Source organism: Streptomyces sp. NPDC002138, from assembly GCF_040296485.1.
Lineage (GTDB): Bacteria > Actinomycetota > Actinomycetes > Streptomycetales > Streptomycetaceae > Streptomyces.
This window is the reverse complement of the sequence record NZ_JBEOXE010000004.1, coordinates 173,320-188,781: the sequence shown is the minus strand read 5'-3', so window position 1 is coordinate 188,781 and position 15,462 is coordinate 173,320. Positions and strand designations below refer to the sequence as shown.

At 74.3% G+C, this 15,462-nt stretch carries 14 protein-coding genes and 2 pseudogenes; 10 read left to right on the top strand and 6 right to left on the bottom strand.

Annotated elements, in window-relative coordinates; genetic code table 11:
- The first annotated feature begins 156 nt into the window (after positions 1–156).
- The 9 genes from ABT084_RS04100 to ABT084_RS04060 all read left to right on the top strand — a co-directional run bounded on the left by ABT084_RS04100 (position 157) and on the right by ABT084_RS04060 (position 11,451).
- Positions 157–537, top strand: a complete 381-nt coding sequence (locus ABT084_RS04100; RefSeq protein WP_351038101.1) for a helix-turn-helix domain-containing protein — start codon at positions 157–159, stop codon at positions 535–537.
- An 85-nt stretch (positions 538–622) separates the two neighbouring features.
- Entirely contained in the window at positions 623–799 is a 177-nt protein-coding gene (locus tag ABT084_RS04095; RefSeq protein ID WP_351038100.1) for a hypothetical protein, read from the top strand.
- Positions 800–894: 95 nt separating this feature from the next.
- A complete protein-coding gene (locus tag ABT084_RS04090) occupies positions 895–2,250 on the top strand; it encodes a lanthionine synthetase C family protein (protein ID WP_351038099.1) in 1,356 nt (451 codons plus the stop codon).
- A gap of 50 nt (positions 2,251–2,300) precedes the next feature.
- A complete protein-coding gene (locus ABT084_RS04085) occupies positions 2,301–5,648 on the top strand; it encodes a lantibiotic dehydratase (RefSeq protein WP_351038098.1) in 3,348 nt (1,115 codons plus the stop codon).
- Positions 5,645–7,468: an ABC transporter ATP-binding protein gene (locus ABT084_RS04080; RefSeq protein WP_351038097.1), complete on the top strand. Its 1,824-nt coding sequence runs from the start codon at positions 5,645–5,647 to the stop codon at positions 7,466–7,468. Before ABT084_RS04085 ends, ABT084_RS04080 begins: the two co-directional genes overlap by 4 nt.
- Positions 7,469–7,512: 44 nt before the next feature.
- Positions 7,513–7,752: a hypothetical protein gene (locus ABT084_RS04075; protein WP_351038096.1), complete on the top strand. Its 240-nt coding sequence runs from the start codon at positions 7,513–7,515 to the stop codon at positions 7,750–7,752.
- Positions 7,749–8,438, top strand: a complete 690-nt coding sequence (locus ABT084_RS04070) for an ABC transporter ATP-binding protein (RefSeq protein ID WP_351038095.1) — start codon at positions 7,749–7,751, stop codon at positions 8,436–8,438. Before ABT084_RS04075 ends, ABT084_RS04070 begins: the two co-directional genes overlap by 4 nt.
- Entirely contained in the window at positions 8,435–10,123 is a 1,689-nt protein-coding gene (locus ABT084_RS04065) for a hypothetical protein (protein WP_351038094.1), read from the top strand. Before ABT084_RS04070 ends, ABT084_RS04065 begins: the two co-directional genes overlap by 4 nt.
- A 95-nt stretch (positions 10,124–10,218) precedes the next feature.
- A complete protein-coding gene (locus ABT084_RS04060; RefSeq protein ID WP_351038093.1) occupies positions 10,219–11,451 on the top strand; it encodes a S1 family peptidase in 1,233 nt (410 codons plus the stop codon).
- 76 nt (positions 11,452–11,527) lie between these two features.
- On the opposite strand, the gene ABT084_RS04055 is transcribed toward ABT084_RS04060, so the two are convergent.
- The 5 genes from ABT084_RS04055 to ABT084_RS04035 all read right to left on the bottom strand — a co-directional run bounded on the left by ABT084_RS04055 (position 11,528) and on the right by ABT084_RS04035 (position 14,892).
- A complete protein-coding gene (locus tag ABT084_RS04055) occupies positions 11,528–12,751 on the bottom strand; it encodes an NAD(P)/FAD-dependent oxidoreductase (RefSeq protein WP_351038092.1) in 1,224 nt (407 codons plus the stop codon).
- Positions 12,752–12,863: 112 nt separating this feature from the next.
- Entirely contained in the window at positions 12,864–13,808 is a 945-nt protein-coding gene (sigJ, locus tag ABT084_RS04050; RefSeq protein ID WP_351038091.1) for an RNA polymerase sigma factor SigJ, read from the bottom strand.
- A gap of 9 nt (positions 13,809–13,817) precedes the next feature.
- Positions 13,818–13,961 (bottom strand): hypothetical protein, encoded by a 144-nt coding sequence (locus ABT084_RS04045; protein ID WP_351038090.1) that lies wholly within the window; start codon positions 13,959–13,961, stop codon positions 13,818–13,820.
- A gap of 59 nt (positions 13,962–14,020) precedes the next feature.
- The gene (locus ABT084_RS04040; RefSeq protein ID WP_351038089.1) at positions 14,021–14,254 is read right to left on the bottom strand and encodes a hypothetical protein; all 234 of its coding nucleotides are present in this window, start codon (positions 14,252–14,254) and stop codon (positions 14,021–14,023) included.
- Between the two features lie 71 nt (positions 14,255–14,325).
- Positions 14,326–14,892, bottom strand: a complete 567-nt coding sequence (locus ABT084_RS04035; RefSeq protein ID WP_351038088.1) for a hemerythrin domain-containing protein — start codon at positions 14,890–14,892, stop codon at positions 14,326–14,328.
- Positions 14,893–15,072: 180 nt separating this feature from the next.
- On the opposite strand from ABT084_RS04035, the pseudogene ABT084_RS04030 reads away from it, so the two are divergent.
- A pseudogene (locus tag ABT084_RS04030) lies at positions 15,073–15,207 on the top strand (helix-turn-helix domain-containing protein); the annotation flags it as partial.
- A gap of 51 nt (positions 15,208–15,258) precedes the next feature.
- Here ABT084_RS04030 and ABT084_RS04025 read toward each other — a convergent pair.
- A pseudogene (locus tag ABT084_RS04025) lies at positions 15,259–15,432 on the bottom strand (LysR family transcriptional regulator); the annotation flags it as partial.
- Positions 15,433–15,462: the final 30 nt, after the last annotated feature.

Here is a 15,462-nt window from a genome sequence, read left to right as displayed (position 1 = left end):
GCTTTCACCGACGCCTCCGCGGCACGGCCCTGACCAGCCGGGTCCGCGGACAGAGCGCGTGAGTGGCAGGAAGCGTCCGGCGGACCGGTGCGTGACGAGCTCAGCCCGATGCCGACCGGCGCTTCCTACGGGGTTCATTGCACAGGGAGAGCCAACTTGAAGCACGTCACGGGGGACGGGCGACACTGCGAGGCGGAAGGGGCCGGACCGGACCCGGCGCCGTTCGGCCAGGAGTGCCGATGTCTGGGCGGAGTACCCGCCATCACCGAGGACTTCGTACGGGAGCTGGCGGAACTCACGCCGAGGGAGCGGGAAGTGCTGAGCCGACTGGCTCTGTGCGACACCAACCGGGCCATCGCCCGGAGCCTGCACATCACCGAACGCACGGCCAAGGCGCATCTGACGCGCATCATGGCGAAGCTCGGTCTGGGGTCGCGGACGGAGAGCGCGATCGTCGCCCTGCGCTATCACGACATGCTGTGCCACCCGCTCGGACCTGCGGGTGTGTACCAAGGTCCACTATCGGCCGCGGCCTGATCCGGGAAATGCTTCAGGAATGCGCGCACATATCGAGCGTGCTCACTTCCTGCCTTTCGGCAAGCATTTCCTGAAGGAGAATTCCATGTCCGCGAACGACCCGTTCAACCTGGACGTCCGAGTCGCCACCCCGCAGCAGACGGGCGCCGAGCCCGCCTCGTGGACCGCCGTCGTCCGCACCACGGCGAAGGTCATCACCAAGGTGACCTGCCACAGCTGCACCTGCGCGTCCTGCGTGACCATGACGCCGATCAGCTGCTAGTCGGTGCGGGGCCGCTGCCGCGGCCCCATGGGTGTGCCGCCGTCGGCGGCGGCACACCCCCCTTTTCCACCCCCTCCTGAAAGAACACCCTGGCCGTGTCCACAAGTGTCCTTCCCCTTATCCCGGACGCCCTCGCGGCCCGCTCCCGGGAATTCGCGGAAATCATCGTCCGCCGTCTGGCCGACCCTGATGTGGTGCGCGATTCCCTGGCTTCCAGCGAGCGGAACGCCGCCAATCCCTATATGTGGGGCGGTGTTTCCCTGCTGGCCGGAGAGGCCGGAAGCGCCCTCACCTTCCGGTACGCGGCCCGGGCCGTTCCCGAGGAGGGCGCGTACTGGACGGGCCTGGCCCAGGAGCGCCTCGCGGCCGTGGTGCGCTCCACCCACGACGAACCCATCGACGCCCCCGGGATGGCCGGCGGCACCGCCGGACTCGCCCTGGCGCTCGCCGACTTCGCGGCCGACGACGCCCGGTACGCCCCGGCGCTCGCGAGCGTCGACGCCCAGCTGGCGGCCCAGATCGCCGACCTGCCGCCGGGCCACACCACCGCGGGGGACGGCGTCGCCTTCGACGCGTACGACGCGGTGGCCGGCCTGTCCGGCGTCCTGGCCCACCTGGCGACCACGCCCAGCGGCCGGGGACCGGGCGGCGAGGCCGTACGGAGCGCGGCGCGCTCCCTGACCGGTGAACTGGTCGCCCTGTCCGGCGCCCGGACCGCCGAGGGCCGGCCGAGCTGGTACGTCCCCCCGCGGCACTACCCGCTCGACAGCTACCGCGAGACGTTCCCGCACGGCTATGTGAACCTCGGCCTCGCCCACGGCGTACCGGGCATCCTCTCCGCCCTCGCGCTCGCCCTGTCCGGCGGCGACGGCACGCCCGGACTCGCCGCGGCCGTACGGCGGATCGCCGACCAGGTGGTCGCTGCCTCCTTCGAGGACCCGTGGGGCCGCAACTGGCCCACCGGCATCCCGCTGGACGCCTCCGGCGCCGAACAGCCCACCGCCGGCCTGCGTCCCGCCCGCGCCACCTGGTGCTACGGCGCGCCGGGCATCGCCTGCGCGCTGCTGAACGCCGCCGAGGCGCTCGGTGACGCGGCCCTGCGCGCCGTCGCCGTCGACGCCTTCGAGGCGGTGCTGCGCCGGTTCGACGCCAGCGACGGCTTCCCCTCCGCCACCGTGTGCCACGGAGCGGCCGGCCTGGTGGTCATGTGCGCCGAGTTCGCCCGCCGCACCGGGAGCCGGAAGGCCGCGGCGTCCCTCGTCCCGCTGACCGAGCACCTCCTGACGCACTGCGATCCCGGCCTTCCGCTCGGCGTCCAGGACCTGGAGCAGCCCGGTGTCCTGCTGGACAGCCCCGGCATCCTGACCGGCGCGGACGGCGTGGCCCTGGCGCTGTGGGCGGTCTCCACCTCCGTACCGGCCCGCTGGACGCGCGCGCTGCTGATCGCGTGAGAGCACGTACGACGCCAGGACACTGACGGGTCATCGAGGAGCACAGTCACTTGCAGGCAGCACGTCAACCCTCCGCCACCGCCGGAGGCCCGCTGTACCGGGCCGCCGACTTCTTCCTGCTGCGCGCGCCCGTGCTGCCCGTACAGGACTTCCTGGCGCTCACCGGCGGCCCCGGGCCGCAGGGCTCGGCCACCGGCCCCGAGGATCCGTACCGGCTCGAGCGGATGCGCGAGCACGGCCGCGGCCTGCTGCGGGAGCGGGTGCGCGAGCCGCGGGTGGCCCAGGCGCTGCACATCGCCAGCGGCTCCGTCACCGTCGGCCTCGACCGGCTCGGCGAGGGTCCGCAGGACGGCAAGCGGGTCCGGCGCACCTACTCCACGCTGTTCCGGTACCTGACCCGCATGTCGACCCGGTCCACGCCGTACGGCCTGTTCGCGGGCGTGGCCACGGGGCTGTTCACCGACACGGCCGACCTGGGGATGGCGGCCGATCCGGTCGCCCGGACCCGGACCCGGGCCGATCTGGGCTGGCTCCTCGCCCTCCTCAAGCGGCTGGAGAACGATCCGGCCGTCAGGCCCGGGCTGGGCGTGCGGGTCAACTCCGGCCTCTACCGGGCGGGCGGCCGGGGCGTGCTGCCCGGCGCCGACGTCTACGGCGAGGAGGACAACCGGCTCGCCGGATTCCGCATCACCGAGCCCGCGGAGCTGGCGCTGCGCGCCGCCGCCCTCCCGGGCGCCCTGTACGGCGACATCCTCGACCGCGTCGCGGCCACCGTGCCGGGCGCGACCCGCGACAAGGCGGAGGCGTTCCTCGCCCAGCTGTGGGACCTGCACGTCCTGACCAGCGACCTGCGGCCGTCGCTCGTCGAGCCGCACCCCGAGCGGGAGCTCGCCAAGCGGCTGACCGGGCTGGAGGCGACCGCGGACGTCCGAGGCGGGCTCCACACGGTCCGGGAGCTGGCCGGGCGCGTCGACGCCGCGCGCGGCGCGGCGCCGGTGTCCCTGCTGCGCGAACTCACCGCGCAGCAGAAGTCGCTGGCGCCCGATTACGCCCGGGAGACCTACCAGCTCGACACCGCGCTCGCCGTCACCGGCACCGGGCTGCCGCGCGAGATCGGCGCCGAGGCGGCGGGCACGGCCGAGGCGCTCCTGCGCATGGGCAGCTTCCCGCCCCGCCCCCAGCACATCGCCGAATACCACGCGGCCTTCCTGGAGAAGTTCGGCGTCGACTCCGAGATCCCGCTGCTCCAGCTGCTCAGCCCCGAGACCGGGCTCGACGCGCCCAACTCGTACAGCCATCCCGTGCGGGCCTTCCCGCTGCCGCCGGTCGGCGAGGACCGCGCCGTCGGCAAGGAGATGCGCCTGGCCGCGCTGCTCACCGAGGCCCTGCGGACGGGGGCGTACGAGCTGGAGATCACCGACGAGCGCCTGCGGCAGCTGTCGGTGTGGCAGGCGGCCGAGGCGCAGCCCCGCGTGCGCCCGGCGATCGACCTGTACGCCCAGATCGCGGCCGAGTCGCCCGAGGCGCTGCGGGACGGCGACTGGCGCCTGGTGCTGGCCCCCGCGGGCATGGCCGAGGGCGGCCGCACCTTCGGCCGCTTCTTCGACCTCTTCGACGAGGCGACCCTGGCCCGTCTGCGGCAGTACGCGCGGGCCGAGGAAGAGCTGTGCCCGGACGTGGTCTTCGCCGACCTCAACTACCTGCACCCGCACGGCCGTTCGGCCAATGTGGCGCTGCACCCCGGGCTGCGCTCCCACGAGATCTGCGTCAACACCGCGCCCGCGCTCGGGCCGGACCGGCAGATCGCGCTCGACGACATCCTGGTGGGCGCCACGGCGAGCCGCTTCTTCCTGCGCTCGGCCCGGCTCGGCAAGGAACTGGTCGTCTCCCAAGGGCACATGCTCAGCGCGTTCCAGGCGCCGAACGCGTGCAGGCTCCTCCTGGAGCTCTCCGACGACGGCTACGCGCCGCTCGCGGGCTTCGACTGGGGGCCGCTGCGCATGTCCCCCTTCCTGCCCCGGGTGACCCGCGGGCGCGCCGTACTGCACCCCGCGCAGTGGTCCCTCACCCCCGAGCGCCTGGGCCTTCCCGCCGGGAAGGGCGCTCTGCCCGGCCGCGACGACTTCCACGCCGCCGTGCAGCGCTGGCGCGAGCGCTGGAACGTGCCGCGGTACGTCTCGCTGGTGTACATGGACAACTGGCTGGCGCTGGACCTGGAACACCCGCTGTCCGTGGACGAGCTGTACGACGAGGTGGCCGCCCTGCCCGGGGCGGACCGGCAGCACGTGGTCGTCCAGGAGGCGCTGACCGGCTTCCCGCGCACCTGGCTGCGGGACCCGGCGGGCGGGCAGTACCTCAACGAGGTCGTCGTCCCCCTGCTGGCCCGCGACCCGGAGCACTGCCGTCGCTCCGCCGTCCCGGCCGGTCCCGCCCGGCCGCTGTCCGGCCCGTCGGCGGCGCCGCTCACCGACGTCACCGCTCCGGCACACCCGCGCAGCTTCCCGCCGGGCGGCGAGTGGACGTACCTGAAGCTGTACTGCCCGGTGGGAGGGCAGGACGACGTCGTCGCCGGTCCGCTGCGCGAGCTCGCGGCGAGCCTGGGGGAGCAAGGGGCCGTCGACCGCTGGTTCTTCCTGCGGTACGCCGATCCGATGCCCCACCTGCGGATCCGCTTCCGCGCGGCCCGGCCGGAGCTGGCGGCCCCGGTGCTCGCCGCCTGCCTGGACTGGGCGAACGGCCTGATCGCCGAGGGTCTCGCCCACGACGTGGCCGTGGTCGCCTACGACCGCGAGGTGGAGCGCTACGGCGGCCCCGAGGCGATCGACGCCATGGAGCGCCTGTTCCAGGCCAACAGCGAGGTCTGCGCCGAGCTGGTCGCGGCCCGCCGCCAGGGCGGGGTGCCGCTGGACGACGAGGTGCTGTGCGTCCTGGGGATGCACGCCCTCTACCGGGACTGGGGGCTCGACCCCCTGGAGCTGCTGCCCCCGCCCGCCGGGAGGCGGATCTCCGAGGCCGCGCGCAAGCACTTCCGCCGCGTGCAGCGGCAGTTGTGCGACCTGCTCGTCCCCTGGGACGCATACCCGGACCAGACCGCACGAAACAGCCGAGAACATGTTGAAGGTATAGTTTCCCGTCAGCAAGGTGTGCTGGCCGAAGTGAGTGACCACGTACGGGCGTTGGCATCGGGGAACCGGCTCGTGGGGGACGAACGGCAAATGTTGGCAAGTCTGGCGCACATGCACGCCAACCGGTTCCTGGGCCTGGGACAGGACCGCGAGCGGCTCTGCCACGATCTGTGGATCCTGGCCGCCGAGGCGATACGCCGGCGCCCGGCCGCGACCACCGCGACCACCGCGGCCACCGCGACCGCCGCCGCGGCCCCGGGAGACGGCCGATGACCGCGGCCGACCCGGGCGCCGAGCCGTCCCGGCGGCACTGGGCCCGTACGCTGCGCCTGCTGTGGCAGGTGAGCCCCGCCCACATGCTGGGCGTGGTCGTCACCACCGTGCTGAGCGCCCTGATGCCCGCCGCCTCCGTGCAGTTGACCACGCAGGCCGTGCAGAAGGTGGCCGACGCGGTCGCCGGTGACGGCGCCGCCGGGCGCGCCGCCCTGGGCGCGGGCATCCTGCTGACCGCGGTCGCCCTGCTCGGCCACCTGTGCTCCACGGCCCAGAACTACCTCGAGGCCCTGCTGCAGTACCGCATGGCCAACGGGATCAACACCCGGATCATGGAGAAGGCCGTACGCCTGCGGCTGGAGCACTTCGAGGACTCCGCCACCTACGACAGCCTGCAGCTCGCCAACCGCGAGGCGGCCTACCGCCCGTACCAGCTCTTCACCCAGCTGATCTCGGTGATGTCCAACGCGGTCACCCTGGTGTCCGTCGCCGCCGTCCTGCTGTCCTGGGACCCGTGGGTGGCGGTGGCCGTCCTGTGCGCGCCGCTGCCCGCGGTCGGCGCCACCATGTTCTTCAGCCGGATCACCTGGCAGGTGGAGAACGAGCGCTCCGCCGACCGCCGCCGCACCAACTACCTCCAGTACCTGGTCACCAGCGACCGCACCTACAAGGAGACCCGGCTCTTCGGCCTGGGGGGCTTCTTCCTCGACCGCTACCGGGACCTGATCGGCCGCTTCTACCACGTCGACCGTTCCGTGGCCCGGCGGCAGTCCACCGCCAACGCCCTGCTGGGCCTGCTCAGCGTCGCCGCGACCAGCGGCGCCATCCTCTTCGCCATCACCAGCACCATCGACAGCGGCAGCATCGGGCAGCTCGCCGGGTACATGGCGGCCGTCACCGTGGTGCAGGGCTCCGCGCACGCGCTCTTCTCCGGCTTCGGCGAGCTGTACGAGCACAACCTGTTCCTGGGCAACCTCTTCGCGTTCCTCGACATACCCGAGCGCGCGGTGGCCACCGGGACCAGGCCCTTCCCCGCGCGGCTGGGCAAGGGCGTCGAATTCCGGGACGTGACCTTCAGCTACCCGGGCACCACCGCCCCGGTCCTCGACCGATTCAGCCTCACCCTCCCCGCCGGCCGCTGCGTGGCGCTGGTCGGCCAGAACGGCGCGGGCAAGACCACCATCGTCAAGCTGCTCTCGCGGCTGTACGAGCCGGACAGCGGGACGATCCTCATCGACGGTCACCCGGTGCAGGAGTACGACCTCGACGAGCTGCGCGCCAACATCGGGGTGATCTTCCAGGACTTCGTCCAGTACGAGGAGTCCGCCCGCGCCAACATCGGCTACGCCAAGGTGACGGACCTCCAGGACGAGGAGGGCATCCGCCGGGCCGCCGCCCAGGCCGACGCGACCGGCTTCATCGACCGGCTGCCGGACGGCCTGGACACCCAGCTGGGCCGCCTGTTCGAAGGCGGCCGCCAGCTCTCCGGCGGCCAGTGGCAGAAGGTCGCCCTGGCCAGGGCCTTCCTGCGCAACGCACCCGTGGTGGTGCTCGACGAGCCCACCGCCGCCATCGACGCGGCGGCGGAGGCCGAGATCTTCGAGAAGCTCCGGGAGATCTCCGGCCAGGCGACCACGCTGCTGATCGCCCACCGCTTCTCCACCGTGCGCGTGGCCGACCACATCGTGGTGATGGAGCAGGGCCGCGTGCTCGAAGAGGGCACGCACCTAGAGTTGATGGAACGGGACGGCACCTACGCCGAGTTGTTCCGCCTCCAGGCCGCCGGGTACCTCGACGAGCCGGCGGCGGAGGCGACGTGACCCGCTCCCCCGCACAGATCCCCCCACACGAAGGCGAATTCACCATGCCGTCCGAGCAGCGCGACCAGACCACGGCCACCTCCCCGCTCGCCAGGGCGGCGTGGCTCGCCGGGGGTGTCGTCCTCGTCGTCCTGGGCGTCGTACTGATCCGCCTGACGCAGATCTACGTCGCCGACATGTCGCAGGACATCCGCTTCATGGCCACCCTCGGGATGCGCGGAGCGACCTTCGTCCTGATCGGCGGTGGAGCGTGGTGCCTCGTACGGGGCTGGAAGCGGACGTGAGCGACGCGCCCCTGCTCCAACTGGACGGCGTACGCAAGACGTACGGCGAGCGCACGGTGCTGCACCCCGTCGACCTCACGCTGCGCCCCGGCGAGTCCGTCGCCCTGATGGGGCCGAACGGCTCCGGCAAGTCCACCCTGCTGCGGATCGCGGTCGGCCGGGACCGGCCGACCGAGGGCGCCGTCACCTTCGACGGGAGCCCGCTGCACGAGGACGACCCCCGGGTGCGGGCGCGCATCGCCGTGGTCGCCGACGGGCCCTCCTTCTACCCGGACCTCACGGTCCGCCAGCACCTGCGGCTGGTCGCGGTGGCCCACGGCGCGGGCGGCGGGGCGGGCACGCTCGTCGCGCACGCGCTGGAGCACACCCGCCTGACCGGTCAGGCGGACCTGCGGCCCTCCGCGCTCTCCTCCGGGCAGGCCCAGCAACTCCTCCTCGCCGCTTCGCTGGTGCGCCCCCGGGACCTGCTCGTCCTCGACGAGCCCGAGCAGCGGCTCGACCCCGAGGCGCGGACGCGGCTCATGGAGCACATCCGGCAGGAGCGGCTGCGCGGCGTCGCGGTCGTCTTCGCCACCCACCACACCGAGCTGGCCCTGGGCGCGGCCGACCGGGTGCTCGTCCTGGCCGACGGCCGGCTCGTCGACGAGGGGCCGCCCGGGAGCGTCCTGCGCGAGGCCGCCCGATGACCCGGGAGACCCCGGCGATACCGAACGGCACGGCGGAACCCGCCCCGGCGGGCGCGGGGCCCGAGTGCCGGGACGCGACCGACGAGACGTTCGGCCTCCTGCACGCGCTGCGCCGCGAGCACCGGCTGCGGAGGCGCGGCGACACGGCCTTCCACCTCTACGTCGTCCTGCTCCTCACGGCCGTGTACCTCGTCCCCTTCGGGGCGATGGCCTACGGCGCGGCGGGCGGCCCGAGGGAGCCCTGGGCCTCGTACGCGCGCGAGGCGCTGCCCTGCGCCGGTACGGCCGTCGCCCTGACCTGGCTGCGCGTCGTCGTGGGCGACGCGCGGTGGCGGGGGCCCGCCCTGCTGGACGCGGCGACCGCGGCCTGGCTGCTGCCCGCGCCCGTCGACCGCGGCCGGCTGCTGCGGCCCGGGCTCCGCCGCGCGGTCGTGCTGCACGCCACGGTGGCCGGGCTGCTGACCGCGGTGGCCGGGTACTTCCTGAACCTGGTGATGCTGGGCAGGCCCACGGCGGGCATCGGCCTCGCGGCGGCCGCCGCGGCCGCCTTCGGCGCGCTGACGGTCGGGACCGCCGCTCTGGTCGTGTGCCGTGACGCCGTCGTGTCCGCGCGCCGGGCGGCCACCGCGCTGACGGCCCTGGCCGCGGCGGCGCTGCTCTGCGCGGTGTCGGCCGCCCCGGCCTGGGCGCAGTCGGTCCTGCTGTGGTCGGGCCCGTGGGGCTGGGTGACGCAGTGCCTGGCCGCCGCGTCCGGCGCCCCGCCCGTGGGCTGGCCCGTGGCCGCGGCCCTGCTCGTGGGCTGCGCGGCCTGGGTGGTCCGCCGGGCCGACCGGGAGATCGCCGGCGTGCCCGTGGGCGTGCTGCTGCGGCGGATCCGCTCGGCGACCTCGGTCTCCGCGGCGGTGGTGAGCGTGGACTTCCGGCGGGCCCGCCTGGCGGTCCGGCAGGCCGGTGCGGGCGGGGCCCGGTCCCGCCTGCCCGCGCTGCCCGCGCCGCGCCGTCCCGAGCTGGTCGTTCCCTGGCGCACCGCGGTCGGCTGGCTCGCCGGGCCGGGCCGCCTCGGCTGGGCGGCCGTATGGCTGGCGGGCGCGTACACCGCCGTGACGGTCGCCCCCGCCGCCGAGGGCCTGGACCGGGCCGCCGCCGTGCTGGTGGCGCTGGCCGCCGGGTACGGCGCCGCGGCCGGGCTGCTGGAGGCGGCGCGGCTGGACGGCGACGACGTGAACCGCTCCCGGGCCCTGCCCTGGGCGTTTCCCGGCATCGTCCTGCGCCACGCGGCGCTGCCGCTCGTGGTGCTGTCGGCGGCCGGTGGCGCCGCCTGCGCGCTGGTCGCCGTACTCGGCCGGCCCGTGCTGCCCGCCGTCCTGCTGCTGTGCTGCTTCCCCGCCCTCGTGGGCGCGGCGCTGGTCTCCGCCTGCCGGGGGACGCTGCCCCTCGAGCTCCTCGTCGGCGCCGACACGGCCATGGGGAACACGGCGGTGATCCAGGTGGCCGTCTGGTACCTGCGGGGTCCGCTGGCTGCTTGCGCGGTGCTGTTCCCCTTCCTGGCCTACGGGCTGCGCTGCGTCGAGCGCGGTGCGCCGAGCCTGCTCGCCGGCTGCGTCATGGGCGGCGGCCTGCTGCTCGGCACCGCCGGTCTGGCGGCCTGGGCCGGTGTGCGGGCCTGGTCGCACGTGCGCGGCTGAACCGTCGCCCGTAGGCGGCCGTCCGCGGCCGTCCGCGCCCGTCCCCTCTCGTTTCGTTTCCCGGTATCCCTCCGGTCCCTCCGAGGAGTTCTGTGATGTCCACGCCCCTGTCCGCGTCCGTGTCCGCATCCCTGCGCGCCGGCGCTCTCGCCCTCGGCCTGCTGGCCACGGCGGCGGTACCGGCGTACGCCGCGCCCGCTCCGGACGGTCCCCGTACGGGCACCGCCACCGCCACCGCCACTGCCACCGCCACGCCCCGCCCGGATCCGGACGCCGCCGCCATGGCGCTGATGCGGCGCCAGCGACCGCTGCTGGACGCCGCGCACCAGCTGCGCCAGGCGGGCACGGCCGCCCTGCCCGGCTTCTCCGGCATCACCGTCGATCCGGAGCGCTCCACCCTCCACCTGTACTGGGACGGCCCCCTCCCCGCCGCGGCGCAGCGGACCGTACGCCGCCTCGGCGGGCCCTCCGTACGCATCGAGGTCGGCCGGGCGCCCGCGCCGGACCCCGGCGGGACCGGCGCGGCCCGCCAGGTGCCGGTGGCGGCGGGGACCGCGGCCGGAGCGGTCGCCGGGACCACGGATCCCGCGCCCGCGCCCCGGCCGCCCGGCCGGGTGAACGACAGGGCGCCCGTGTCCGGCGGGGCGCTGCTCATCACCCAGCCCGAGACGTGCACGGCCGGCTTCGGCGTGGTCAGCGAGGCGACGGGCAGGAAGCAGCTGCTCACCGCCGGGCACTGCGGGCCCGTCGGCAGTCCGTGGTTCAACGGGGACGGGGAGTTCCTCGGCAACGCGGTCTCCCGCCACCCCGAGGCCGACGCCCTGGTCATCGACGTGAACAGCTCCGACCGGGTCTGGCACGGCGCGGTGAGCGAGACCCTCGACGGCATCGACGAGGCGGCCCGGACGGTCACCGAGGCGCGCTCCCCCGAGGTCGGCCAGTACGTGTGCACCTCGGGCGCGGTGTCCGGGACGCACTGCGGCCTGCGCGTCACCCGGACCGGCGTGGTGGTGTCCGTCGCGGGGACGGACGTCCCCGATCAGATCGAGGCCGAACAGACCGGGCACGTCGCGGCGGCCGGGAACGGTGACAGCGGCGGACCGGTCTACTCGGCCACCACGAGCACCGGACCGGTGATGGCGCACGGCATGATCACGGCGTACGACCGGCAGCAGACGGCCCCCTGCTCCGGCGCACCGACCGGCAACGGCCGCAACTGCTCCTGGCGGGTCTACTTCACCGACGTCCGGGCGGTGTTGAAGGCGACGGGCACCCGCCTGCCGCACGCCGCCTGCCCCGCCCACCGCGCCGAGCATCCGGCGCGGTGACCCGGACACCTGCCCGGACTTCCGCCTCCGACCGCGCTGACAGCGGGCTTCCTCGCGGGTGCCTGGTGGGCCGGCCTCAGGCCGCGGCCCGCGTCCGTGCGCCGCTGCGGGTCTCCTGCCGGACGACCCGGCGGTGCCGGGTCGGCATGCCCACGGTCGGGTTGGCGACGCTCCAGGCCGCGCCCTTGCAGATCAGTTCCTTGTAGAAGGCGGCCACGCGGCCCGTCAGCGCCCGCTCGACCGCGCGGTCGTCGGCGGTGACGAACTGGATCAGGCCCTCCTTGCGGCCGAGGGAGACGCACTGCTGGGAGTAGCGGATGGCGACCCGGGGCACCTTGATGCCGGTGAGCCGGGCGGCCAGGGCGTCGGCGGCCTGCCAGGCCATGGGGATGCCCGAGGCGCAGGACATGCGCAGGGGCTTGCCGCCCGGGCCGGTCGCCATCGCCGCGTCGCCCACGGCGTACACGTCCGGGTGGGACACCGAGCGCATGGTGTCGTCGACCGCGATCCGGCCGTCGTCGGCGAGCTCCAGGGCGGTGGCCCCGGCGATCGGGTGGACGGCGAATCCGGTGGTCCAGACCGTGACCGAGGCGGGCAGGGTCCGGCCGTCGACGGTCGTCACGGCGTCCGCCCCCACGGCGTCGACCTCGGTCCGCTCGTGGACGGTGATGCCGAGGGTGTCCACCACCTTCCGCAGGTGGGCGCGGCCCTTCTCCGACAGCCAGTCGCCGAGGGCGCCGTGGGCGGCCAGGGCGACGTCGAGGTCCGGGCGGGCCTCGGCGATCTCGGTCGCGGCCTCCAGGCCGGTCAGGCCGCCGCCGACCACGACGACGGGCCGGCCGGCCTCCAGGGCGGCCAGGCGATCGCGCAGGCGCAGGGCGCCGGGGCGGCTGGAGACCTCGAGGGCATGTGCGGCGGCGCCGGGGACGCCCCCGTCGTTCCAGCCGCTGCCGAGGGCGTAGATCAGGGTGTCGTACGCCAGTTCCTCCTGGCCGGGGCCGGTCGGCGAGATGCTCGCGGGGGCGACCGTGACCGTCTTGCGGTCCACGTCCACGGCGGTGACCCGCGCGACCTTCAGCTCCACGGCCGTGCCCGCGAACATCTCGCCGAACGGCCGGGGCGCGAGGTCCTGGCCGGCCGCGATCTGGTGCAGCCGGACGCGCTCGACGAAGTCGGGCTCGGGGTTGACGAGGGTGATGGTGACGTCCTCGCGGCGCAGCCGCTTGGCGAGGCGGCCGGCGGTGACGGCGCCGGTGTAGCCGGCTCCGAGAACGACGATGCGGTGCCGAGTGTCCTGCATGTCCGTGCTCCTGTCTGGGCGGGGCCGCCGGTGTCCGGCGTGGTGTCGCCCCTTGAACCGGACAGCGCCCCGATCCCTGACAGGATCGGAAGGTGACCTGCGCCACATCGCCTCAGAGGGTGTGCAGCGGGCCCTCCCGGTGGTCCCCGGCAGCCCACTGGGCGGTCGCGCGGACGAGCTTGTCGGGGTTGACCTGGCTGCTGAGGGTGGTGATGCCCTCCGGGGTGACCTCCAGGCAGATGATCCCGACGACCCGGCCGTCCACGACCGCCACGACGGCGGGCCCGCCGTTGGCGGTCGTGGCGTAGATGTCGGGCGCGCCGCCGACATGGGCCCGCTTCGCCGGGGCGGGCTTGAACAGGCCGCGCATGAAGGTCGCGACCGCGACGGCGCCCTCGAACGCCTTCGCGCGGGCCGGAACCTTCCCGCCGCCGTCGCCGACCGCGACGGCGTCCTGGGTGAGCAGGCGCAGGAGGGGTTCGGTACGGCCGCTGGTCGCCGCGGCGAGGAACTCCTCGACGATGCTCCGCGCGGTGGCCTCGTCGATCTCGGTGCGCGCCTTGCCGTCCGCGATGTGCCTCTTGGCCCGGTGGTAGGTCTGCTGACTGGCGGCCTCGGTGATCTCCAGGATCTCGGCGATCTCCCGGTGCGGGTGGTCGAAGGCCTCGCGCAGCACGTACACCGCCCGCTCGCCCGGCGACAGGCGCTCCAGCAGGACGAGGACGGCGTACGACACCGACTCGCGCTGCTCCGCGGTGTCGGCCGGGCCGAGCATCGGGTCCCCGGTGAGCAGCGGCTCGGGCAGCCACCTGCCCACGTACGTCTCGCGCCGGGCGCGCGCCGAAGTGAGCAGGTTGAGGCACCAGTTGGTGAGGACCTTCGTCAGCCAGGCCTCGGGCACCTCGATCCGCCCGACGTCGGCCGCCTGCCAGCGCAGGAACGTCTCCTGCACGGCGTCCTCCGCCTCGCTCGCCGACCCGAGCAGCCGGTAGGCGATGGCCTCCAGCCGCGGCCTGGCGGCCTCGAACCGGTCGACGTCACTCGTGATCAGCGCCATGCCGCGATCCTAAATCCTGGGATTCTCGTACGACGCCGCCTTCAGGATGGCGGCGGCTTCCTCGCCCTCGAAGGGGAAGAAGTCGTACTGGTCCTCGGGACCGGCGATGTAGCCGTCGAGGGTGGTGGCGATGTAGTAGATCAGCTTGCGCATGGGTGTCCCGCTCGTTCGATGCCGGTGTGAGTGCGGTGAGGGTGTGGGTGCGCGGGAGGCTAGGGGTACGGGGAGTCGTCGCCGAAGTCGTCGGCGGCCGTTCCGGTCCAGCCGGTCGGCAGGCGGCGCGCCCGGGTCCGGGCTCGGCGGCTCGGATCGGGGCGGCCCCGCTGATCCCGGCGGAGCGCGGCCGCCATCGAGGCGGCGACGGCCCGGTGCGCGGTGTCCGTGTCGGTGTCCGTGTCGGTGACCGGGGCGTGCTGGAGCGGGGTGGCGTGGACATTCTCAAACAAGGCGATGTCTCCCGTGATCGAGTCGGTCGTGTTTCGGGGTGCCGCGGCAGGTGAAACCGCGTCAGGCCGCGTCAGGCCGCAGGGTCCGGACTCCAACGGTCCGAGGCGGCCGGTCCGTCGGCGCCGTCCAGCAGCCACGGCAGCAGCACCGGCGCGTCCCGGGCCAGCTGTCGGGCGTGGACCCGGACGAAGCGGTCCCACTGCGCGGCCATCAACACCCGCCGGACCAGCGGCAGGACCGCCTCCTCCTCGTGCGCGAGGTGCCCGGCCAGGCCGCCGGTCAGCGCGTCGGTCAGCGGGCCCAGCCGCAGCGGGGCGGCCCACGGGTCGGCCAGCGCCGCGTCGATGGCCTCGATCACCGGTTCGAGGGCGGCGTGTTCGGCCTCCATCACCTCCAGCAGGGCCAGGTCCTTCGGGCGGCCGGCCAGACGGCGGCGCAACACCGGCCACAGGGCGTCGTCTTCGGCCGTGTGGTGGGCGCGCAGCGCCTTCTTGAATAGCCGCCACCCGGCGCCGGCGGCCAGTACGTCCCGGGGGTCACGGTCCGCGGTGGCGGTGATCCGGTCCAGCTGGGCCAGTTCCCCGCGCAGGGCGTCGTGCATCGCGTACATCACGGTCAGATCGATGGCGTCGCTCATGGCCGGTTCCGGGGCGCGGACGCGTCGGCGGGCTCACCGACCACGGCGAGCTCACCGACGTCGGCGGGCTCACCGACCACGGCGTTGACGGGGTCGAACGGGTTTCCGCATGCGTGCTTCCATGCCCCCCACCCTCTTTCGACGCGCCCGTATGATCAATGCGAACTTCCGCGCGGTTCGATAACCGCTGGGTTACCGACGGGGGCTGGGGAACCGGCGGAGCTGCGGGACATCGAGATCTTCCTCGCGCTGGCCGAGGAGCTGCACTTCGGCCGGACCGCACAGCGCCTGCACGTCTCCCCGGCGCGCATCAGCCTGATGCCGTTCAACGTCGTCGATCTGCACCCCTACTGGAAGGCGTTCCGCTGTCGGGGTCACCGACCGGCCCGAGCGGTCCAGCAGCGACTGCCCGAGTTCCCGTTCCAGCTGCCGGATCTGGGCGCTGATCCCCGGCCGGGCCAGGTGCAGGCGGGCGGCGGCGCGCGTGAAGCCGGCCTCCTCCACCACCGCGACGAAGTACCGCAACTGCCGGAGTTCCATGGCCCGTGATTCCAGGAGCGGGGCCGCAGG

Excerpts from the sequence above, each read along its gene's own strand:
- ABT084_RS04095 (WP_351038100.1), top strand. The coding sequence starts at position 623 with ATGTCCGCGAACGACCCGTTCAACCTGGACGTCCGAGTCGCCACCCCG.
- ABT084_RS04080 (WP_351038097.1), top strand. The coding sequence starts at position 5,645 with ATGACCGCGGCCGACCCGGGCGCCGAGCCGTCCCGGCGGCACTGGGCC.
- ABT084_RS04075 (WP_351038096.1), top strand. The coding sequence starts at position 7,513 with ATGCCGTCCGAGCAGCGCGACCAGACCACGGCCACCTCCCCGCTCGCC.
- ABT084_RS04065 (WP_351038094.1), top strand. The coding sequence starts at position 8,435 with ATGACCCGGGAGACCCCGGCGATACCGAACGGCACGGCGGAACCCGCC.
- ABT084_RS04060 (WP_351038093.1), top strand. The coding sequence starts at position 10,219 with ATGTCCACGCCCCTGTCCGCGTCCGTGTCCGCATCCCTGCGCGCCGGC.
- ABT084_RS04055 (WP_351038092.1), bottom strand. The coding sequence starts at position 12,751 with ATGCAGGACACTCGGCACCGCATCGTCGTTCTCGGAGCCGGCTACACC.
- sigJ (WP_351038091.1), bottom strand. The coding sequence starts at position 13,808 with ATGGCGCTGATCACGAGTGACGTCGACCGGTTCGAGGCCGCCAGGCCG.
- ABT084_RS04045 (WP_351038090.1), bottom strand. The coding sequence starts at position 13,961 with ATGCGCAAGCTGATCTACTACATCGCCACCACCCTCGACGGCTACATC.
- ABT084_RS04035 (WP_351038088.1), bottom strand. The coding sequence starts at position 14,892 with ATGAGCGACGCCATCGATCTGACCGTGATGTACGCGATGCACGACGCC.